Annotated in this window: 2 protein-coding genes; both read right to left on the reverse strand. The window is 65.9% G+C overall.

The genetic code is table 11. From position 1 onward, the window contains the following. Positions 1 to 4 precede the first annotated feature (4 nt). Positions 5 to 16,441, reverse strand: coding sequence for a non-ribosomal peptide synthase/polyketide synthase (locus tag RX330_RS24160; protein ID WP_317240085.1), 16,437 nt, complete (start codon positions 16,439 to 16,441; stop codon positions 5 to 7). Beyond that, a complete protein-coding gene (locus tag RX330_RS24165) occupies positions 16,434 to 22,994 on the reverse strand; it encodes a non-ribosomal peptide synthetase (RefSeq protein ID WP_317240086.1) in 6,561 nt (2,186 codons plus the stop codon). Before RX330_RS24165 ends, RX330_RS24160 begins: the two co-directional genes overlap by 8 nt. Between the last annotated feature and the right edge of the window lies 1 nt (position 22,995).

Raw genomic sequence — 22,995 nt, forward strand, 5'->3', positions numbered from 1 at the left:
AAGCCTACTCCGCCGGTTCCGGAATCGTATCCTGCACGACCCTAGACGCTGCCGCCGGCGCGAGCAGGCTGCAGATCTCATCGAGCAGGCCGGCATGCTTCAGGATCGTGAAATGATTGTCGCCTGCGACGCCGCGATCGATGGCTTTCGGCAGCTGCAACTCCAACCGATCGCGTTGCGCCAGACGGGCCGACGTCCACCAGCACAATGGCGCGACTTCGAGGCTCTGCGGCAGCGTCGCGTTCTGCGCCAGCCGGTTGAGATGCCGTCCGACCGCGAAGGCGGCGGACACATCATCCGCACCAAGCAACGCCTCGTCTGCCCTCACACTCATGCCTTGCTCCATGACGGCCGCGACCACATCACGAATGCTCTCCGGCATCTCCGGCAGGCCAGCGCGTTTCGCAGCGTCGACAGGTGCGTTGATGCGAGAGGCCGCCGCGCTCGGAAGCACGGCCGACAGCAATCCGGCGAGATCGTCAGCCCAATGGGCGATCGCCTCCTGCCGGCTCGATCCGTCCGGCTGTCGCGGCACGAAGCTGTCGACCAACGCGAGGCGATCGACACGCTCACCGCCACGTTCGAGCTCGGCCGCAACGAGACTTGCCAGCAGCCCTCCCAGCGACCAGCCGACCAGGCTATAGGGGCCGCGCAGCTGACTCCGCCTGATCTCGGCTGCATAGTCCACCGCCATCGCCTCGAGCGAACTGTCGCTCCAGGACGGGTCGACCAGCATCCTCGATTGCAGCCCGATCACCTGCCGCCGCCCTTCGAGCCGACGCCCCAATGGACCATAGTCGAACACCGTGCCGAAGCCGCCATGCACGCAGAACACCGGATTGGCGGTGCGAACTGCGGCGTTGAGAGGCAGCAGCGCCGAAGGTGCGGCCGACGCGGCGGCCCCGCCGTCCGCGAGCAGCGCACGGATCGTGGGCTTCTGAAGAAGATCACGCAGCTTGATCTCGATCCCGAACGTCTTGTCCTGTCGCAGCCGCGCTACGACCTTGAGACACAGAATCGAATTGCCGCCGAGCTCGAAGAAATTGTCGGTGGCGCCGACCTGCGGCACGTCCAAGATGTCGGACCACAGGCGCGCCATCGCGATCTCTGCCGGGCCTTGCGGGGCGACGAAGCTCCGCATCGACGCATCGGGAGCGGGCAATGCACGCCGATCGACCTTGCCGCTCGACAATGTGGGCAATTGCTTGAGCACCATGATCCGCGCCGGCACCATATAGGCCGGCAGGATCTGCTTCAGGAAACCGGACAAGCGCTCGACCAGCGCCTCGGCCGCGCCAGCCGCTGCGTTGCCGGCGACCTTCGGGGCGACATAGGCGACGAGCTGATTTCCGGCCGCCGCCGGCGCAGCCACGACCGCCGCCTGCGCGACCGCTTCGTGACGGAGCAGCGAGGTCTGAATCTCCCCGAGCTCGATTCGGAAGCCGTTGACCTTGACCTGATCGTCGCTACGGCCAAGATATTCCACTGTACCGTCATCGCGCCAACGTGCCAGATCGCCGGTGCGGTACAGCCGCGCGCCCGACACCGCGGAAAAAGGATCAGGCACGAAGCGCTCGGCCGTCATGCCCGCTTTGCCGTGATATCCGCGCGCCAGCCCGACGCCGCCGAGATACAGCTCGCCAGCGACGCCGGCGGGAACGATGTCGAGCCCGCCATCGAGGATGTAGGCGCGGCGGTCTCCGACCGGGACGCCGATCGGCGCATAGGGCGTGTCGCACTCGCCCGCACCGTCGACCTTCCAGACCAGGGGCGTGACAACGGTTTCCGTGGGGCCGTAGCCATTGATTAGGATGCGCGGCTGGAGGAAGCGCTTGACCTTGTCGAACCCCGCCTTCGGCATCGCCTCGCCGCCAAACGAATAGAGCTTGACCGGCGGCGGGTTGCCGCTTCGCTCGACGCATTCCGCCACCTGCTGAAGATAGGCCGGCGGCAACCCGATATGGCTGACGCGATGGGCGTGCAGGTTCTCGACGGTCTGCTCCGGCGTCCACAATTCGGCGTCACGCATCAGCAGCCGCGCGCCGTGAGACAGAACCGTCAGCCAGCGCTCATGAGCGCCATCGAAGGCCAGCGACAGGAAATGCAGCTCGCACGAGCTTTCGTCGATCTCGTAGAGGCCGCCTGTGACGTGACAGTGCATCGCCAGCGGCCCGTGCGCGACGGCGACCCCCTTCGGTGTGCCCGTCGAGCCCGAGGTGTAGATCAGATAGGCGAGATTTTCCGGATGCAGTTCAGGTTGCGGCGGATGGTCGGGTCCCGCGTCGAAGTCGAACGTGGACAGCGCGATCCTTTCGATGCCATCCGGGCTGTCTTCAGTTTCCAGCCGTCCCGTCAGCAGGAATGCGATCGCGGCATCGCGCATGACGAAGGCATGCCGCTCGGGTGGCAACTCCGGATCGAGTGGAATGTAAGCGCCGCCCGCCTTGAGGACAGCCAGCAGCGCAATCATCGTGACTGCGGTTCGCTCGACCACGACGCCGACGCGCTGCTCGGGCTTGAGACCCCGGGCGATGAGGTAATGAGCCAGACGGTTGGCCTTGTGCTCGAGTTTTCCGAAAGAGAGCACCGTGCTGCCAATGGTCAGCGCTGTCCGATCCGGATGACGCTGCGCGTGGTTGCTGATCGCTTCGTGCACCATAGGCAGCGGTGCGCTCGACGTCGCGTGACGATTGCAAAGATCCGCAGGAGCGACATCGAGCTCCGTGACGGGATCGATGCTGCCGAGCAATGCCGTGGCGTCCCGCGTCAGCGCAGCCAGCAGATGCTCGAACTGCGTCTTGATCTGCGCCGCCTGCTCTGTCGTGAAATGGCTCGGCATATAGGTATATTCAACCTGAAGCGTGTCTTCTACGAGAACCGACAGGTCCATGGGATAGTTAGTCACATCGACGTTCTTCAGACCGCTGAACTGGAGAGCACCGGCGCCGCGGTGCATGCTGCGTTCGATCGGATAGTTCTCGAACACGATGATACTGTCGAACATGGTCTGGCCGGCACGACCGGCCCAGCCCTGGATGTCATAGAGCGGTGTGTGCTCGTAATCCCGGATCGCCGAATTGCGGTCCTGCAGCGCGCGCAACCAGTCGCCGATGGAGCTGGCCGGCGGAAGCGTTTCGATCGCGGGCAGTGTGTTGATGAAGAGCCCGAGCATCTGCTGCGATCCGTCGAGACTGGCCGGACGACCAGCGACCGTCACACCGAACGTCACGGTGCTCTGGCCGGTATAGCGCTGAAGCAGCAAGGCCCACACGCCCTGCACAATCGTGTTCAGCGTGATCCGTTCGCGCCGCGCGAACGCCTTCAGCTCAGCGGTCGCCGTCTCTCCGAGACGCGTGTAGCAGCGCTCGTGACCGGAGGCCTGATGGCGGCGCGCACCGAAGGCGTCGGCCAGCTGCGTCGGCTGGTCGAAGCCTCTGAGCTGCTCGCGCCAGAAACTTTCCGCAGCTTTCGCATCCTGAGCCAGCAGCCAGGCGATGTAGTCGCGGTAGCGCGTCGCATTTGCGGCGGGCCTGCCGCCATAATAGCACTCCAGGATTTCTCCGACGAGCCTGGCTGAACTCCAGCCATCCATCAGGATGTGATGATACGTCCAGATCAGCCGGTACAGATCGTCCTGCAGCCGCAGCAGCCGTACCCGCTGGAGCGGCGGTGTCTGGAGATCGAACTCGGCGGCGCGCTCGTCGGCAAGGGCGGCCGCGATCCGTTCGTCACCGACGACCTGCCCGCGCCAGTCCTCCTGTTCGAACGGCGTGACGGCATCATGATAGACGACCTGGAGCGGAGAGCCGGAGAGCTCCCGCCACAAAAAGCCGGTGCGAAGCATCTGATGGCGCTCGCTCACCTCGCGCCATGCTTTGCCGAGACGCTCGGGATCGAGACCTCTGATCTCGACGCTGACCTGATTGACGTAGACGCCACTGCCGGCATCACGCAGGCTGTGAAACAGCATGCCCTGCTGCATCGGCGACAACGGATAGACGTCCTCGATGCGGTTCCAGTCCAGGTCGAGGCGCTCAAGCTGCTCGGCGGACATCCCCGCGAGCGAACCGCGCTCGGATGCCGAGGTGTCCTTGCTGGAGCCGACATCGCGGCCCAACGCAGCCAGCGCCTCGATGGTCTGATGCCGGAACACGTCGCGTGGCTCGATGAGCACGCCTTCGCGCCACGCCCGGCTCACCATCTGCAACGAGGTGATGGAATCCCCGCCGAGCTCGAAGAAATTGTCGGTGACGCCGATGTCGGGCTGGCGCAGCAGGTCGGCCCAGATCGCGGCCAGCGCAACTTCCTCCGGCGTGCGCGGCGCGACATGCGCGATTGATGCCGTGAGCTGATCCGGCGCCGGCAGCGCCTTGCGGTCGATCTTGCCGTTCGGCGTCAGCGGCAGGCGCTCCAGCACCACGACCCGCGCGGGGACCATGTAGTCCGGCAGAGTTGACGACAACGCCGCCCTGAGCGCCGCGCCATCCAAGGCTTCGCCGCTGACATAGCCGAGCAGCTGGCGGCCGGCGCCGGCCTCGCGCGCCACCACCACGGCCGCACGAACGCCAGGCTGGGCCATGAGCCGCGCCTCGATCTCGCCCAGCTCGATGCGGAAACCGCGGATCTTCACCTGGTGATCGGCGCGGCCGACATAGTCGAGCACACCGTCGGACCGCCACCGCGCCACGTCGCCGGTGCGGTACAGCCGCGCGCCCGGTGGCCCGAACGGATCCGGGATGAAACGCTCCGCCGTCAGCCCGCCGCGCCGCCAATAGCCGCGCGCCAGCCCGGCGCCGCCGATATAGAGCTCGCCGGCAACGCCGACCGGCGCAAGGTTGAGATCGCGATCGAGAATGTGCAGCGTGGTGTTGCCGATCGGCCCGCCGAGCAGCGGACGATCGTCCGCCGCATCGAGCCGGTGACGGGCCGACCACACCGTGGTCTCGGTCGGACCATACAGGTTCCAGACCTCGCCGGCCTGCGCCACCAGCCGCCGCGCCAAATCCGGCGGCAGCGCCTCGCCGCCGCACAGCACCCGGCAGCTGGCCGGCAGCGACGGGCCGTCATGATCGAGCAGCATACGCCAGGTCGATGGCGTGGCCTGGATCATGGAGACGCCGTGCCGCTCCACGATCGCCTTGAGCCTGGTCGGATCATGCGCCGCCGCACGATCGGCCAGCACCACGCAGGCGCCGATCGTCAGCGGCAGCCACAGCTCGAGGACTGCGATGTCGAAGGACAGTGAGGTCAAGCCGAGCACGCGGTCGGCAGCCGTCATGCCGGGCTGTTCCGCCATGGTCGCCAGGAAATTAGTCACGGCGTCGTGGCGGACCATCACGCCCTTGGGCAGGCCGGTCGAGCCCGAGGTGTAGATCACATAGGCTAGGCTCTCGCCGTGAACGGCGACATCGAGATTGCCGGCATCGCCGCCCTCGCCGTCCTGCCCGTCGAGCAGCCAGGCCTCGGCTCCGGTCTCCGCCAGCACGGCGGCGAACTGACCTTGCAAGTCCTGCTGCGTCAGCACCAGCGCCGCGCCGCTGTCGCGCAGCATGTGCGCCAGCCGCTCCGGCGGGTAATCCGGATCGATCGGCAGATAGGCCCCGCCCGCCTTCAGCACGGCCAACAGCGCGACCAGCATCCCGGCACCGCGGTCGAGCGCCAACCCGACCACGACGTCGGCCCCGACGCCGCGGTCGCGCAATCGCCGCGCCAGCCGGTTGGCACGCGCGTTCAGTGCCGCGTAACTCAGCTCCGTCTCGCCGGACACCAGCGCGATCGCTTCCGGCGACCTCCGCACCTGCGCCTCGAACTGCGCGACAGTCCCCTTGCGCTGTTCAGATCGTCGCGTGTCATTCGCCCGGGCGAGCAGGACGTCATCCGCGGGATCGCACGCCGCAATCGTGCCGACCGGTCGATCGGCATCGATGCTCAGCGCTTCGATCAGCCGCACGAAGGCCTGCTGTAGCCGCGCGATCTGCGCCTCGTCGAAATGCTTGCGCTGATAGTTGAACACGAGGCGCAGGTGCTCATCGACGCCGACGCTTGCGAACAACGGATAATTACTGGTCTCGACGATCCGGGTTTCGCCGACCTGGATCTGCCGGTTGTTTCCGAGCAGCGCGCGGTCAACCGGATAGTTCTCGAACACCAGGATGCTGTCGAACAGCGGCCGTCCGGGACGCCCCGCGAGGCGCTGGATTTCGTAGAGCGGAGTCGAGCCGAACTCGCGCAAGGCCAAATTGCGGTCCTGCAGCTCGCGCAGCCATGCTCCGACGGTCTGCTGTGGACTGACGTCGTCAACGACCGGCAACGTGTTGATGAACAGGCCGACCATCTCTTCGGCGCCGGCAAGCTCAGGCGGCCTGCCCGACACGGTGACACCGAAGCAGACCGTCCCTTGTCCGGTATGCTGTCGAAGCAGCTGCGCCCATGCCGCCTGCACCAGCGTGTTCATCGTGATCCGCTCGCGCGCGGCAAAGTCCTGCAACCGCCCGGTCAAGGCAGGGTCCAGCTCCAGCGCAAGCATTCCATGGCCGGACGTTTCCGCATCCACTCGCTCGGCCAGGCTGTCCGCCAGGAAACTCGGCTCGTCCAGGCCGGCCGTTGCATCGTGCCAGAATGCCGCCGCCGCGTCGCCGTCGCGCCCCTTCAGCCACGCGATATAGTCGCAGTAACGATGTTGCAAGGCCGGCAGTCGCCCCTCGCCGCTGTGCTGCATCACCTCGGCGATCAACCGCGCCGAGCTCCATCCGTCGAGGAGGATGTGATGGTGCGTCCAGATCAGCCAATGCCTGTCGTCGTCGAGCCGGATCAGCCGGACCCGCTGCAAGGGCGGCTGTGACAGGTCGAACCCGGCGGCCCGGTCCCGCCGCGAAACATCCGCCAGCGCCGCGTCCAATTGCGCCTGGTCCCACGCGACAATCCGAGTCCGCCAGTCCTCCTCCGCAAAAGGCACTTCGGCCCGTCGATAAACGACCTGTTGCGGCGCGCCGGACAGGTCACGCCAGACAAATCCGGTCCGCAGCACGGCATGGCGATCGCTGGCAGCTTGCCAGGCGCGGCACAACCTCTGGGCATCCAGGCCACGGATTTCCGCCGCCACCTGATTGACATAGAGGCCACTCTCGCCGTCGTGCATCGCATGGAACAACATGCCCTGCTGCATCGGCGACAATGGATAGATGTCCTCGATCTCGTGCCAATCGAGCGCAAGCCTGTCGAGCTCGGCCTGATCGAGACCCGACAATGCCACGTCTGATGGCGTCAGGCCGCACACGCCGCCGGTGCAATGACCGACCAGCTCACGCAGTGCATCCTCGTACAACGCGGCCAATCGCTCGACGGTCTCGCGCCGATAGCGCTTGCGGCCGAAACTGAAGGACAGAAGCAGCCGGCCATCGCGCACCGTCCCGTTCACGCTCAGCCAGCGCCGCAGCGCGCTCGATGCATCGCGCGACGGGCCAGCGCTCTCCGCCGCCATCGCGAACAGCGCCGCGTCGGCGTCACCGCTGTCGATCCGTCCGAGATAATTGAAAGCAATCTTCGGCTCTCCGACATGCGCCAGCGCCATGCGTTGCTCTTCGGTGCCGAGATAGCGCAACACGCCGTAGCCCAGCCCGCGGCCGGGAATGCAGCGAAGCTCCTCCTTCACCGACTTGATCAATAGCGAAGGCTCTTGCGAGCCGTCGCGAAGCCGCACGGGAAAGGCCGTCGTGAACCAGCCGATCGTACGCGAGAGGTCGAGATCGCCCGACAGGTGTTCGCGGCCGTGCCCCTCCAGCTCGACGAGGACGTCGTCCTGCCCGCTCCATTGCCAGACGGCGCGGGCGAGGCCGGCGAGAAGAAGATCGTTGATTTGCGTGCGGTAGGCCGACGGAGCGTCCGTGAGCAGCCGCTGCGTCCACTCGCTTTCGAATGACAGCTGGACCTCATCGGCGTCCGCCATGCGATCGACGCCGGGATGATCGTCGTCGCAGGGAATATCCGCGTTCGCGGTGCGGTTTGTCCAGTACGATAGTTCGGACGCCAGTTCGGGCGACGTTGCGTAAGCCTGCAAGCGCTGACCCCACAGCGCGTAAGCGTGGCTCTTCGGCGGTAACGTGACCGTGGCGGCGCCCTGCGCAAGCTGCGTGTAAGCAGAAGCGACGTCCTCCAGCAGAATTCGCCATGACACGCCGTCGACCACGAGATGGTGGATCGCGATCAGAAGCCGCTGACTGCCATCAGCGACGTCGATTCCGACCGCGCGCAACAGCAACCCGCCGGAGATCGACAAGCTCGCCTGCGCCGATGATGCCAGCGCCGTCACGGCATTGCGGTCGATCCCGTGCCGGACCCAGAGCAGCGGGTCCGCGGCCGGAGCGGTGCCATGCTCGGCATGCCAGCTCCCCTGCCTCTGCTCGAAGCGCAGGCGCAGCGCGTCGTGATGATCGACCACAGCACCGAGTGCGCGCCGCATCACGTCCCAGTCGATTCGATCTCTCGGCTGCAGCAGGACCGCCTGGTTCCAATGATCCCGATTCTGCATGTCCTCCGCAAAGAAGCGGGACTGGATCGGCAAGAGCGGATGCGGGCCGATGATCTGCCCTTGGTCGGCGAGCGTCTCCGTGCGCTGCACGGTCCGCGCCGCCTGCGCCAGCGATTCCAGCGTCTGATGCTGAAACACGTCGCGGGGCTCGATCAGATATCCGGAGCGCCGCGCGCGACTCACCATCTGGAGCGAGATGATGGAATCGCCACCGAGCTCGAAGAAATTGTCAGTGAGGCCGACGGCGGGCCGGCCGAGCAGCTCGGCCCAGATCGCCGCGAAGACAATCTCGGCCGGCGTGCGTGGCGCCTGATGCTCCGCACTCCCATGGACCATCTCGGGCGCCGGCAGGGCATGGCGATCCACCTTGCCGCTCGGCATCAAAGGCAGTCGCTCCAACACCGCTATTCTGGACGGCACCATGTAGTCCGGCAAGACGGCCGACAGCGCGGTCCGTAAGCCTGCCTCCGCCAACTCGCCGCTGCCGCTGACGTAACCAACGAGTTGGCGGCTCACGCCGACAGCGCGCGCCACCACGACGGCAGAGCGAACGCCGGGTTGCTCGAGCAGCCGCGCCTCGATCTCTCCGAGCTCGACGCGGAAGCCGCGAATCTTGATCTGATGATCCGCGCGCCCGATATAGTCGATAGCGCCATCAGGCCGCCAGCGCGCCAGATCTCCCGATCGATAGAGACGCTCACCGGTATGCCCGAATGGATCGGGTATGAAACGCTCAGCCGTCAGCTTCTCGCGCCGCCAATAGCCCCGCGCCAGACCCGCCCCGCCGATGAACAGCTCACCGGTCACGCCCGCCGGAACCATGTTCAGATCGGTGTCGAGAATACGAATCGTCACGCCGGGAATAGGCCGCCCGATCGGCACGCGCGCCGCCCCCTCGTCACGGCAGGTCCAATAGGTTGCATTGATCAGGGCTTCTGTCGGGCCATAGCGGTTGTCGAACCGGACACCGGGGAATGCCTGGAGGACGCGCCTCATCAAGTCGAGCGACAGCGCCTCACCGCCGGCAAACAGGCGCTTGAGCGAAGTGCAGCGTGCCACGCTCGGCTCGGTCACGAAATGCTCGAGCATCTGCGGCACGAAATGCAGCGTCGTCACGTCATGAGCGATGACGGCGTCCACCAGCAGCCGAGGCTCGCGATGCGCACCTGGAGCCGCGATCGCAAGCCGCGCGCCGGTAGCGAGCGGCCACAAGATCTCCCAGACCGAGACATCAAAGCTGAACGGCGTCTTGTGCAGCAAGGTTTCGCCGGGATCGAGACAATACTCCGCTTGCATCCAGCCGAGTCGCGCCACAAGCGCGCGATGCAAACAGGCCACTCCCTTGGGCACGCCGGTCGAGCCCGACGTGTACATCACATAGGCCAGGCTGTCCGGATGAAGCTCCGTGCCCAGATTGTCAGAAAGCTCCACGAGGCGAGCGCCGGCCTCTCCGTCGATGGTCCAGGCCTCAGCGCCCGCCTCCCCGATCACCGGCGCCAGGTGCGGAAGCAACTGCTCTTGCGTCAGCACCAGTGCTGTTCCGCTGTCGCGCAGCATGTGCAGCAGCCGATCGGAGGGGTAGTCGGGATCGAGCGGCAGATAGGCACCGCCCGCCTTCAGCACGGCCAGCACGCCGACGATCAGCTCGACGCTGCGCTCGAGTGCCAAGCCGATCAGCCGATCGCGACCAATTCCATGCTGCAGCAACCGCCACGCCAGCCGATTGGCACGCGCATTCAACTCGCCATAATTGATCTGCTGGTCGCCGAAGATCAATGCGGCCGACGACGGCGAAGCCGCGGCCCGAGATTCGATCTGCGCGACGATGCTGTCGTTAAATGACCGCCTTCTTTCGGCACTGCCACTCCAGCCGAGCACTCTCTGCTTCTCGTCGGCATCGAGACCGTCGAGCGCACCAACGGGCCGCGACACGTTCTCCACGATCCTGACCAGCAGCCGCGACAGCGAGGCCTGCAAATATCTGATCTGGTCGTCGTCGAAGCGACCGCGGTCGTAACGAAAGCCCAGATTGATGCCGTCGGACTTCGCGAACACGGCCACCGTGAGCGCATAATTGGTAATCGAGACCTGCTCCGCCCGGCCGAGCCGGCGTCCGCTTTCGCTCTCGCCCCGAAGCGCCTGATCGATCGGGTAGTTCTCGAACACGAGAATATTGTCGAACAGCGCACGCCCGGAGCGGCCGGCAAGGCCCTGAATGTCATAGAGCGGCATCCAGCCGTGGTCGCGCAGATCGATGTTGCGCGCCTGGAGGTCGCGCAGCCACGCTCCCACTTCAGTTTGCGGGCTGGCCTGGTCGACGACGGGCAGCGTGTTGATGAACAGGCCGACCATGTCCTCCGACCCGTCGAGCTCGGCCGGACGGCCCGAGACCGTCGCACCGAAACAGACTGCGCGCTGCCCGGTGTGACGACGCAACAACTGCGCCCAGGCGCCCTGCACCATGGTGTTGAGCGTGACGCGCTCCCGCCTGGCAAACGCCTGCAGGCTTGCCGTCAACTCCGCCGTCAGCAGCAGGTCCAGCGAGCCATGGCCGGAGGCACCGCCGGTTACGGGTCCTCCCAGCGCGTCTGCGAGGAAACTGGGCTCCTCCAATTCCGACAACGCCGTGCGCCAGAACGAAGTCGATGCATCGCGGTCTTGCCCTTGCAGCCACGCGATGTAATCGCGATAGCGGCCTTTGACGACCGGCAAGCGTTCGCCGCGCTCGTGCTGCAAGATCTCGGCCATCAAGCGTGCTGCGCTCCAGCCGTCGAGCAGGATATGGTGGTGCGTCCAGATCAGCCAGTGGCGCGCCTCGTCGAGCCGGATCAGCCGCACTCGCTGCAGCGGCGCCTGCGACAGATCGAACGCTTCTGCGCGCTCTGCTTGCGAGACGCGGGACAGCGCGGCTCGGAGCTCTTCGTCGTCCAGGGCTGCCGCCCGCGCGCGCCAGTCTTCCTCCTCGAATGCCAGATGTGCGGAGCGATAGACGACCTGCTGCGCGGCGCCCGACAGTTCACGCCATGCAAATCCAGTTCGCAACACGGCGTGCCGCGCGCTGACTTCGTGCCAGGCCGCGCGCAGCTTGCCGCCATCGAGGCCGCGGACCTCCAGTCCGATCTGGTTGACGTAATTCCCACTCTCGCCATCACGCAGGGCATGGAACAGCATGCCCTGCTGCATCGGCGAGAGCGGATAGATATCCTCGATCTCGTGGCAATCGGTCGTTGCGACCAGTACGTCGAGATCAGCCTGGTTCAGGTTCGACAACGCGAAGTCGGATGGCGTTACGCCGCGACCGCCACCGGTGCAGTGGTCAACGAGCTCGCGCAGGGCCGCAGCATAATGCGCCGCCAGACGTTCGATCGTTGCCCGCCGATAGCGCCTGCGGCCATAGCTGAACGACAGGCGCAATTGTCCTTCACCGACCTGCCCGTTGATGCTCACCCAGCGGCCCAGCGGCGCGCTATCGCTGCGCATCGGTCCCGCGCTCTCGGGCGCGAGGCGGAACGGTGCGGCCTCTCCCATGCTGGAATCGAACTGGCCGAGATAGTTGAAGACGATGCGCGGTTCGGGACCTGCCGCCAGCGCGCTGCGCTGCGTCTCGTTGCCGAGATGACGCAGAACGCCGTAACCCAGCCCGCGGCTCGGAACGGCGCGAAGTTCCTCCTTGACGGCTTTGATCAGCGCGGCATCGTCTCCCGAACCGCCCGGCAACCGCACCGGAAAGGCCGTGGTGAACCAGCCGATGGTGCGGGATATGTCGGCACCGTCGAACACGTCCTCGCGGCCATGACCTTCGAGCTCGACGACCAAATCCTCGATTCCGCTCCAGCGCGACACCGCTCGTGCAAGTGCTGCCAGCAGGAGATCGTTGACCTGCGTACGGTAGGCGGACGGAGTTTCCTTCAACAACCGCGCCGTCAAGCCAGCGTCAAATGCCAGCAGGACCTGCTCGCCATCGGCAACCCGGTCGACCCCGTCATGATCATCGTCGCAGGGAACCGCAGCATGCGCTCCGCGCTCGAACCAATAATCGAGCTCGGCGGCCAGCTCGTCCGTTCGAGCATAGGCCTGCAACCGCGCGCCCCAGGATGCATAGGAGTCGCTCCTCGCCAGCGCAACCGAACCTGCGCCTTGGCCGAACTGATCGTACGCCGTCGCCAAGTCTTCGAGGAGCACGCGCCATGACACGCCGTCGATGACGAGATGATGCACGATCACCAGAAGCCGCTGGCTGCCGCCCGCGAGATCCATGCCGACCACGCGCAGCAGCGGCCCGGCCAGCGACAGGCTGGCCTGGGCCGACGCTGCAACTTCCGTGACCTCGGCTGCATCGCGAACGTCGGGTCGAATCCAAAGCAATTCCGACACCGCCAGCGACGAGCCATAGGTCGCGCGCCAGCCGCCATCAATCCTCTCAAAGCGCAGACGCAGAGCCGCATGATGAGCGACGAGAGCGGCGACCGAGGACTCGACAACTTTCCAGTCGAGCCGCGACTTCGGCATCAACAGGACGGCCTGGTTCCAATGATGACGGTCCCCCGCATCTTCGCCGAAGAACCGCAACTGAACCGGCAGCAGCGGATGCTCATGGCCTTCGATCTCGACTTCCGGGGCGACATGACCCGCCCTGCTCTCACTTCGCGCGACCCGCGCCAAATCCTGCAAGGTCTGATGCCGGAACACGTCACGCGGTTCGATCAATAAGCCCGCCTGGCGGGCGCGGCCGACCAGTTGTAGCGAGATGATGGAATCGCCGCCGAGCTCGAAGAAATTGTCCTCGACACCGATGACGGGCTGGCCGAGCAGTTCGGCCCAGATCGCAGCGAGCACCATCTCGGCCGCAGAGCGCGGCGCCACGTGCGCAGCGATTGCGGTGGGCATCTCGGGGGCCGGCAGGGCATCGCGATCGACCTTGCCGTGCGCGGTGAGCGGCAGCCGCTCCAGCGGCACGATACGGGCTGGCACCATGTAATCAGGCAGCTCGTCCGAGAGCGCCGCGCGCATGGTTGCCTCGTCGAACGGTCCGTCGCCGGCGACATATCCGACCAGTTGGCGACTGACGCCGGCGTCGCGGGCAACGACGACAGCCGACTGCACGCCGGCCTGCCGCATCAGCCATGCCTCGATCTCGCCGAGCTCGATCCGGAAGCCGCGGATTTTCACCTGGTGATCGGAGCGGCCGACATATTCGATCACCCCGTCGGCGCGCCACCGCGCCAGATCGCCGGTGCGATAGAGCCGCGCCCCCGGCGCACCGAACGGATCAGGGACGAAGCGTTCAGCCGTCAGCTCGGCGCGCCGCCAGTAACCACGCGCCAGTCCCTCGCCGCCGATGAACAGCTCACCGGTCACGCCGACCGGGACGATGTTGAGATCACTGTCCAGGATATAGGCAGAGCGGCGGCCCACGGGGCGGCCTATCGGCGCGTAATTGCCTTCAATCTCTTCGTCGGCATCGACCTTCCAGACCAGCGGCGTCACCACGGTTTCGGTCGGCCCGTAGCCGTTGATCAATGTGCGCGGTTTGAGCGCGCGCTTGACCTTGTCGAAGCCCGCCTTGACCATCGCCTCGCCGCCGAACGAATAGAGCTCCACGGGCGGCGGATCGCCGCGCCACATTGCGAAGTCGGCGAGCTGTTGCAGATAGGTAGGCGGGAATCCGGCGTTGGTGACGCGCTGCCGGCGGAGAACGTCGAGGGTCTGCTCGGCCGACCACAGATCGGCATCGCGCATCACGAGCGCTGCGCCGCAGGTCAGCGCGGTCCAAAGTCGCTCATGGGCCCCGTCAAAGGTGAAGGACAGGAAATGCAGCTCGCGCGAGTGCCGGTCCATATCGTAGAGCCCGGCCGTCACCTCGCAATGCATCGCGAACGGGCCGTGCTCGACCGCAACACCCTTCGGGATACCGGTCGAGCCGGAGGTGTAGATCACATAGGCAAGGCTCGTTGGCGCCACCGCGATCTCGGGATCGCTCTCGCTCTCCTGCACGAGGTGGGTCGCATCGAGTGGGATGACGTCGATGCCGGCGGGCGGCGGCGTCAATACCGAGCCATCCGCGTCAACCAGAACGACATTCGCGCCCGCATCGCTCAGGGTGCCGATCTGTCGCCTGGCCGGATGTTCGGGATCGAGCGGCAGATAGGCCGCCCCCGTCTTCAAGATCGCGAGCAGCGCCACGATGAGATGCGGCGAGCGTCGTGCCGAGACGCCGACGAGGTCGGTGGGCCCGACACCCCGGCCGATCAAGTGATGCGCGAGGCGGTTGGCGCGACGGTTGAGCTCGGAATAGCTGATGTCATCATCGCCGAAGACCAGCGCCGTCGCGTCGGGCCTTGCGGCCGCCAGCCGTGCCACCGTCAGGTGCACCGGTGTGAACGGTGCATCCTTCGTTCCAGCATCCGCATCGTTCCATTGGCGCAGCTTCTCCAGCTCCTCTTCGGAGAGCAACGGCACATCGGCGATGGATTGCATGTCGTCGGCAACCATCGCCTTCAGAATCGTGGTCCAGTGCGCCGCCAAGCGCTCGATCGTCGCGCCTTCGAACAGCGCCGTCGCGTAGGTGAGGATCGCCCGGATCTCGCCCGATGGCCCCTCGTCCGTGTCGAGCGCGAGGTCGAACTTGACCGTATCGACCTCGGCATCGATGGTTTCGATCTGAAGTCCGGTCCGATCGGGCGGACCGCCCGACGCCCGACGGCGCTGGTGATTGTAGAGGACCTGGAAGAGCGGATTCTGGCTCAAGCTGCGCGTGGGCTGGAGGATCTCCAGCAGCCGCTCGAACGGAAGGTCCTGGTTCTCCTGTGCCTCTACTGTGGCCGAATGGACTGCCGCAATGAAGGCGCCGATCGCCGCCCGGCCGTCGATCTGCGTACGAAGCACCTGGGTGTTGACGAACAAGCCGATCACGTTGCGTGTTTCGTCGCGGTGCCGATTGGCGACCGGCACGCCGATGTTGATGTCGGATTGGCCCGTATAGCGGTAGAGCAGCAGCTTGAAGCTCGCCAGCATCACGACGAACGGTGTCGTGCGGTGGCGCCGCGCCAGCGCGCGCAAACCGTCTGCCAGCACCGGATCAAGTGGAATGCGGCGCGCTGCGCCCGCAAGATCGGGCACCGCCGGCCGCGACCGGTCGATCGGCAGTTGGAGCACGGCCGGGTCGGCAAGACGTTTGGTCCAGTAATCGACCTGCCGCGCGCCGTCGACCGCACTCATCCAGAGCCGTTGCCATTCGGCGTAGTCGGCATATTCGATCTCCGGCTCCGGCAAGGCCGGCGTTTCACCGCAGGCAAATGCCGCGTACAGCGTCCAGAATTCATCGACCAGCACGCCCATCGACCAGCCGTCGGTCACGATATGGTGCAGGCTGACGACGAGGAAGTGGTCGTCCTCGTTCAGCGTCAGCAACGCCGCGCGCATGAGCGGACCGGATTCAAGATCGAACGGCAGCGAGGCTTCCTGTCGCGCCAGCAAACGCGCCCGTCCTTCCCGGTCATCGCCATCGAGGGTCACGTGTCGCAATGCGACCGGTTGCGGATCGCCTATGAATTGCTCGGCGACTTCTTCTCCTTCCTGTCGAAATACGGTACGGAACGCTGTGTGACGCGCAACGAGCGCATCGAACGCCTGTCGCAGCGCGCGTGGTTGCAGCTGGCCGCGCACGCGCAGCGTCGCCGAGATGTTATAGGCGGCACTGCCCGGGTCCATCCGCCACAGGAACCAAAGGCGGGATTGCGCAAAGGACAGCGGCGCACGTTTGCGCTCCTGGCGCACGATCGGCAACATGGCGAGGTTGACGCCCTTCGCCGCAAGCTGCGAGAGGAACGCGTGCTGCTTGCCGGCATCGAGGCGCATCAAGCGCCGTGAGATGTCGCACAGCTGCTGCTTTTGCGTGCTTGCCATGTCACTCATCAGACAGTTCGACTTCCTTCAACATGTCGAGCATCGCGGCGATGTCGTCGCCTCGCTTGTCGGTTTCGCTCTCCTGGCCCAGCGCAGCCGCCATGGTTTCAACCGTCGTCATTTCGAATAGACGGTTGAGCGGCAGGTCGTGGCCGAGATCGCGCTTGATGCGGCTGACGAGCTGGACGGCGATCAGGGAATCCCCGCCGAGCTCGAAGAAATTGTCGGTGACGCCGATGTCGGGCTGGCGCAGCAGGTCGGCCCAGATCGCAGCCAGCGCAACTTCCTTCGGCGTGCGCGGCGCGACATGCTCGGCTGACGTTACAAGCCGGTCCGGCGCCGGCAGCGCCTTGCGGTCGATCTTGCCGTTCGGCGTCAGCGGCAGGCGCTCCAGCACCACGACCCGCGCCGGCACCATGTGGTCCGGCAGGGTTGACGACAACGCCGTCTTGAGCGCCGCACCATCCAAGGCTTCGCCGCTGACATAACCGAGAAGCTGGCGGCCGGCGCCGGCCTCGCGCGCCACCACCACGGCCGCGCGAACGCCAGGCTGGGCCATGAGCCGCGCCTCGATCTCGCCCAGCTCGATGCGGAAACCGCGGATCTTCACCTGGTGATCGGCGCGGCCGACATAGTCGAGCACACCGTCGGACCGCCACCGCGCCACGTCGCCGGTGCGGTACAGCCGCGCGCCCGGTGGACCGAACGGATCCGGGATGAAACGCTCCGCCGTCAGCCCGCCGCGCCGCCAATAGCCGCGCGCCAGCCCGGCGCCGCCGATATAGAGCTCGCCGGCAACGCCGACCGGCGCAAGGTTGAGATCGCGATCGAGAATGTGCAGCGTGGTGTTGCCGATCGGCCCGCCGAGCAGCGGACGATCGTCCGCCGCATCGAGCCGGTGACGGGCCGACCACACCGTGGTCTCGGTCGGACCATACAGGTTCCAGACCTCGCCGGCCTGCGCCACCAGCCGCCGCGCCAAATCCGGCGGCAGCGCCTCGCCGCCGCACAGCACCCGGCAGCTGGCCGGCAGCGACGGGCCGTCATGATCGAGCAGCATACGCCAGGTCGATGGCGTGGCCTGGATCATGGAGACGCCGTGCCGCTCCACGATCGCCTTGAGCCTGGTCGGATCATGCGCCGCCGCACGATCGGCCAGCACCACGCAGGCGCCGATCGTCAGCGGCAGCCACAGCTCGAGGACTGCGATGTCGAAGGACAGTGAGGTCAAGCCGAGCACGCGGTCGGCAGCCGTCATGCCGGGCTGTTCCGCCATGGTCGCCAGGAAATTAGTCACGGCGTCGTGGCGGACCATCACGCCCTTGGGCAGGCCGGTCGAGCCCGAGGTGTAGATCACATAGGCTAGGCTCTCGCCGTGAACGGCGACATCGAGATTGCCGGCATCGCCGCCCTCGCCGTCCTGCCCGTCGAGCAGCCAGGCCTCGGCTCCGGTCTCCGCCAGCACGGCGGCGAACTGACCTTGCAAGTCCTGCTGCGTCAGCACCAGCGCCGCGCCGCTGTCGCGCAGCATGTGCGCCAGCCGCTCCGGCGGGTAATCCGGATCGATCGGCAGATAGGCCCCGCCCGCCTTCAGCACGGCCAACAGCGCGACCAGCATCCCGGCACCGCGGTCGAGCGCCAACCCGACCACGACGTCGGCCCCGACGCCGCGGTCGCGCAATCGCCGCGCCAGCTGGTTGGCACGCGCGTTCAGTGCCGCGTAACTCAGCTCCGTCTCGCCGGACACCAGCGCGATCGCTTCCGGCGACCTCCGCACCTGCGCCTCGAACTGCGCGACAAACGACCCGACTCCCGGATATTGCGCCCGCGTCAGATTCCACGCCTCCAGCAAAAGCTGTCGTTCCTCGGGAGGCAGAATGTCGAGTTGTCGGACCGGCGTGCGCGGCGCATGTTCCAGCACCTCCGCCAATTGATCGAGTGCCTGCTGCATCAAGGCGCAGATGCGATCGGCCGAATGCGGACGGATGATCTGAGCGGTTAAGCCAAGCGTCTGGCCGTAATCCTCGACAGCCAGCATCAAGGGATAATTGGTGCGCTCTTCGCCTCCGATCCATTCGGTGCCGGAGCCGTCCTTGTCGGTCAACTCGGCTCGCGGCACATTGTGTCGATAGTTCAGGATGGCGCTGAACAGAGGCGCCGGCGCCGCGACGCCACTGCATCGTTGCGCAAGCGCCAGCGAAGCGTGCTCATGCGCCATCAGCTCGGTCAGCCGATGATGTGCATCGCGAACACTGTCCTCGACCGCGGTGTCATCGAGATCGAGGCGCAGCGGCAAGGTGTTGATGAACAGGCCCATGGTGCGATCGCCGCCGGCGCCAGCCCGCATGCGGCCGAACAGAACGGTCCCGAACACGACACGATCGCGCCCGCTGGTTCGCGCCACCACCTGTCCCCAGGCGAGATGGCAAAGGCCGGCGAGGCTGACGCCGAGCCGCCGCGCCTGAGCACGAAGCCTTACACTCAAGATTTCGGGCAAGACCCGCCGCGCTTCCACGACGCCGCCGCCGTCGCCGTGCACCCGGTCCAGCCCAAACGGCGTGGTCGGTTCGTCGATGTCGGCGAGCATGCCGCGGAAGAAGCACTCATGATCCGCCGTCGCCGCCGATCCGCGCGCCTGCGCCACCAGATTCCGGAACGGATATGGCGGCGGCAGTTCGTGACCTCGCCCGGACAAGATCTTCCCGACCTCATCGTGCATCACCTCCAGCGTGGAGTGGTCACCGATCAAGTGGTGCATCAGGACGAGAAGCAGCCAGCGCTCTCCACGGGGATCAGCCGCAACGGCAAATCGCAGCAGCGGCGGCTGTCCGAGATCAATCCGATGGTGACGCGGATCGAATCGCCGCCTGAGCTGCTCGTCAGCGCCGCTTTCGCCGTCCAGCACGACCTCGCTGACGACCAAAGGCGCATTCCTCCAAACCACCTGCGCTGGCGTGGACAAGCCGTTCCACACGATGGACGTTCGCAGAATGTCGTGGCGGTCCACCACCTGCCTGACCGCATCGAGATAGCGGTCGAGCAGATCGCGGCTGGCAAATGCCATCCGGCCGACCAGCAGGTAAGGATCACCGTCCTTCGACAACAGGTGATGGAAGAGGATGCCATCCTGAAGCGGCGACAGTCCGTAAATGTCCTGGATGTTGGCGGCGCCGCCGGGAACGCCGGCCACGATGCCGTCGATGTCAGATTGCGTCAAAGCGACCAGCGGCAAAAGTTCGGGCGTGATTGCCGTCGTCTGCGGCAAGATCCGGTTCACGGGAACGTCGGCTTCTCCGCCATCGTCGAGGCCGGCCGCAAAATCGGCCAGCACCGGCTTTGCGAACAGCATGCGCGCGTCCGCGCTGAGTGCATGCCGTTGCAGCCTTTCCAGCATGCGGACTGCGAGCAACGAGTGGCCACCGAGCTCGAAGAAGTGGTCGCTGCGCCCAATCCGATCGACGCGCAAAAGCTCGGCCCAGACCTGCGCGACGATCTGCTCAACCTCGCCTCGCGGCGGCTCGAAACCGCGTCGCGCAAACGCATCATCCTCCGGCGCCGGCAACGCCTTGCGATCGATCTTGCCGTTCGGCGTGAGCGGCAATGCATCGAGGCGCACGAAGACCGACGGCACCATGTAGTCCGGCAGGCACGTACGCAGGTGATTGCGCATCGCGCCGGCAAATTCATTGGCATCGAGCCCCGCGCCATTGCCACGGCGTACGGCGACATAGGCGACCAGCCGCGCGTCACCACCGTGATCCCGTTGCACCAGCACGACGGAATCGGTCACGTCGGTATGCTCGTTGAGCCGGAACGTGATCTCGTCGAGCTCGATGCGGAAACCACGAATCTTGACCTGGTGGTCGTTGCGGCCCAGAAACGCGATATTGCCGTCTGGCAGATAACGCCCGAGATCGCCGGTGCGATACATGCGCGCATCCGCATCGCCGCAGAAGGGATCGCGCACGAAGCGCTCCGCCGTCAGATCGGCGCGATTGAGATAACCGCGCGCAACGCCAACGCCGCCGATGTAGATCTCACCCGCCGCACCGATCGGAACGGGCGCACCAAATCGATCCAGAAGATAGATCCGCGCATTCGGCAGCGGACGACCGATCGGAGCAGCGCCGCTGTCAAAGCCCTGATGCCGCAACCAGCTCGTCGCGCAGACCGTTGCTTCCGTCGGACCATAACAGTTGAAGACGGCGATGCCAGCAGGCAAATCCTTGACTAGCTCGGCCCTCGGTAGTTCGCCGGCCAGGACAAGGACTCGCAGAGAGGCAAGGCGATCGAGATCGGTCCGCCCGTGCAGCATGGCCGGTGGCAGGGTCGCATGCGTGATCGCCTTGTCCGCGAGGAAGCCGAGCAACTCCGAAACGTCCTGATGCTCTCGCGGGCCGGCCAGGAACAGCACGGCACCCGAGCACAGCGCCATGACGATTTCCCAAATGCTGGCATCGAAGCTGAATGAGGCAAACTGCACGACGCGGCTGTGCGAATTGAGCTCGAACAGCGCCCGCTGCGCCAGTGCCAAATTCACCAGGCCACGGTGCTCGACCATCACCCCCTTGGGCCGGCCGGTCGAACCGGACGTGTAGATGATGTAAGCGAGGTTTCGCGAGGTTAGCCCTGTGACGAGATCCCCAAGGCCCGACGTCGCCTGCGGTGTGACGGTCGATACGTCCGCTTCGGGGTCGATGATCTCGCAAGCCCTATCCGGGAATATCGCGCTTCCCGCTTCGTCGGCGATCAGCACGCGCGGCCTGGCATCCTCGACAATCTGACGCAGTCGCGCCGCCGGATAAGCGGGATCGAGCGGCAGATACGCACCGCCCGCCTTCAGCACGGCCAGCAGGCTCACGACCATGGCGATACCACGCGGCAAGCAGATCGCGACCGGCTGGTCCGGCACCACACCCAAAACCATCAAGCGCCGCGCAAGCCGGTCGGCGCGGGCATCGAGTTCGCGATAGCTTAGGCGAACGTCATCGTAGGCCAGCGCAATGGCGGCCGGCGTCCTTCTCACCTGCTCCGCAAATAGTTCGTGGATGCAGCTTTCGGCGGGAAACGGTGTGGCGGTCTCATTCCACGTGTCGAGAACGCGCCTGGACTCCTCGGCGCCAACAACGTCGATTCGATCGACTATCTGGTCCGCATCGGCAACCATGGCCCGGAGCAAGGTCAATAGATAGTCCCGATGGCGCCTGATCGTCGCCTCGTCGAAAAGCGCCGTCGCATAGTTGAGGGAGCCGACGATACGTCCGTCCATCTCGCCGAGACCAAGCTCGAGATCGAACCTGACCTGCTGGAGCGGGATATCGACGGGCTCGGCCTTGAGGCCCGGCAACTCGAGAGCACCCGTTTCGTTGCTCTGCCAGCCGAACGCGACTTGAAACACCGGCGTGTGCCCCAGCCCTCGCAGCGGCTGGGTGATCTCGACGACCTGCTCGAACGGCAGATCCTGATGATCCTGCGCGGCGAGCGCCGCGGTGCGCACGCGGCGGAGCAGTTCGGCGACGTTGGGCTCCGCCGAGAGATCGATGCGGACAGCGAGCATATTGACGAAGAACCCGATCAGGCCCTCGATCTCGGGCCTGTTTCGGTTGGCCGTCGGGGTGCCGATCACGATATCCGTCTGCCCCGAGAGCCTGGACAGCACCGCCGCCCAGGCCGCCAGCACGATCATGAACGAACTGGCGTGGTGCGACTGACCCAGCCGCCGGATGCCGGATGCCAACTCCGCATCGATCTCGATCGGCAAGGACGCGCCGGCGAGCGACCTGACCGCCCCACGCGGCCGGTCCGTCGGCAACTCGAGCACGGCCGGCGCATCCGCGAGTGCCTTTCGCCAATACTCGACCTGCCGCTGCAATCGCTCTCCCGACAGCCATTGTCGCTGCCAGGCGGCGTAGTCCGGATACTGGATGGCCAATGGCCGCAATGGATCGTCCTTGCCTGCGACGAAAGCCCGGTAGAGCGCACCGAGCTCTCGCACGAGCACGCCGATCGACCAGCCGTCGGAGACGATGTGATGCTGGGTGAGCAGGAAGAGATGGTCCCGTTCCTCCGTCCGGATCAGTCGGCTACGGATCAATGGTCCCGTGGCAAGATCGAACGGCGTTGCAGCCTCCACGCGGCAAAGGCGCGCGAGTTCCTCCTCACGGTCGTCACGGCCGCGTAGGTCGTGTTCGAGCAGGGGAACGCGTTCGTGCGCGGGCAGCAGCATCACGCGCGGCTGTTCGTCGACCACGCGAAAGACGCTGCGTAGCGCTTCGTGGCGCGCGAACAAGCGATCGACGCTTCGACGCAACACTTCGACATCGATCTGGCCCGAAAGCCGCAATGCACCGCGAATATGATAGCCGGAATTGGCACCATCGAGTCGCGCCAGCAGCCAAAGCCGCTGCTGCGCAAAGGACATCTCCAGTGATCCGTCGCGCGGCGCCACGGGGATCGCGCCGCTCTTCTCGGCATTTCGGCCGCGGTCCCTGGCCAGCGCGACGAGTTTTCTCATCTGCGCGGGATCAAGGTCTCGCAAGCTCGGCTTTGCCGTGTCTGCCATG

Origin of the sequence: Bradyrhizobium sp. NDS-1, from assembly GCF_032918005.1 — a bacterium.
Lineage (GTDB): Bacteria > Pseudomonadota > Alphaproteobacteria > Rhizobiales > Xanthobacteraceae > Bradyrhizobium > Bradyrhizobium tunisiense.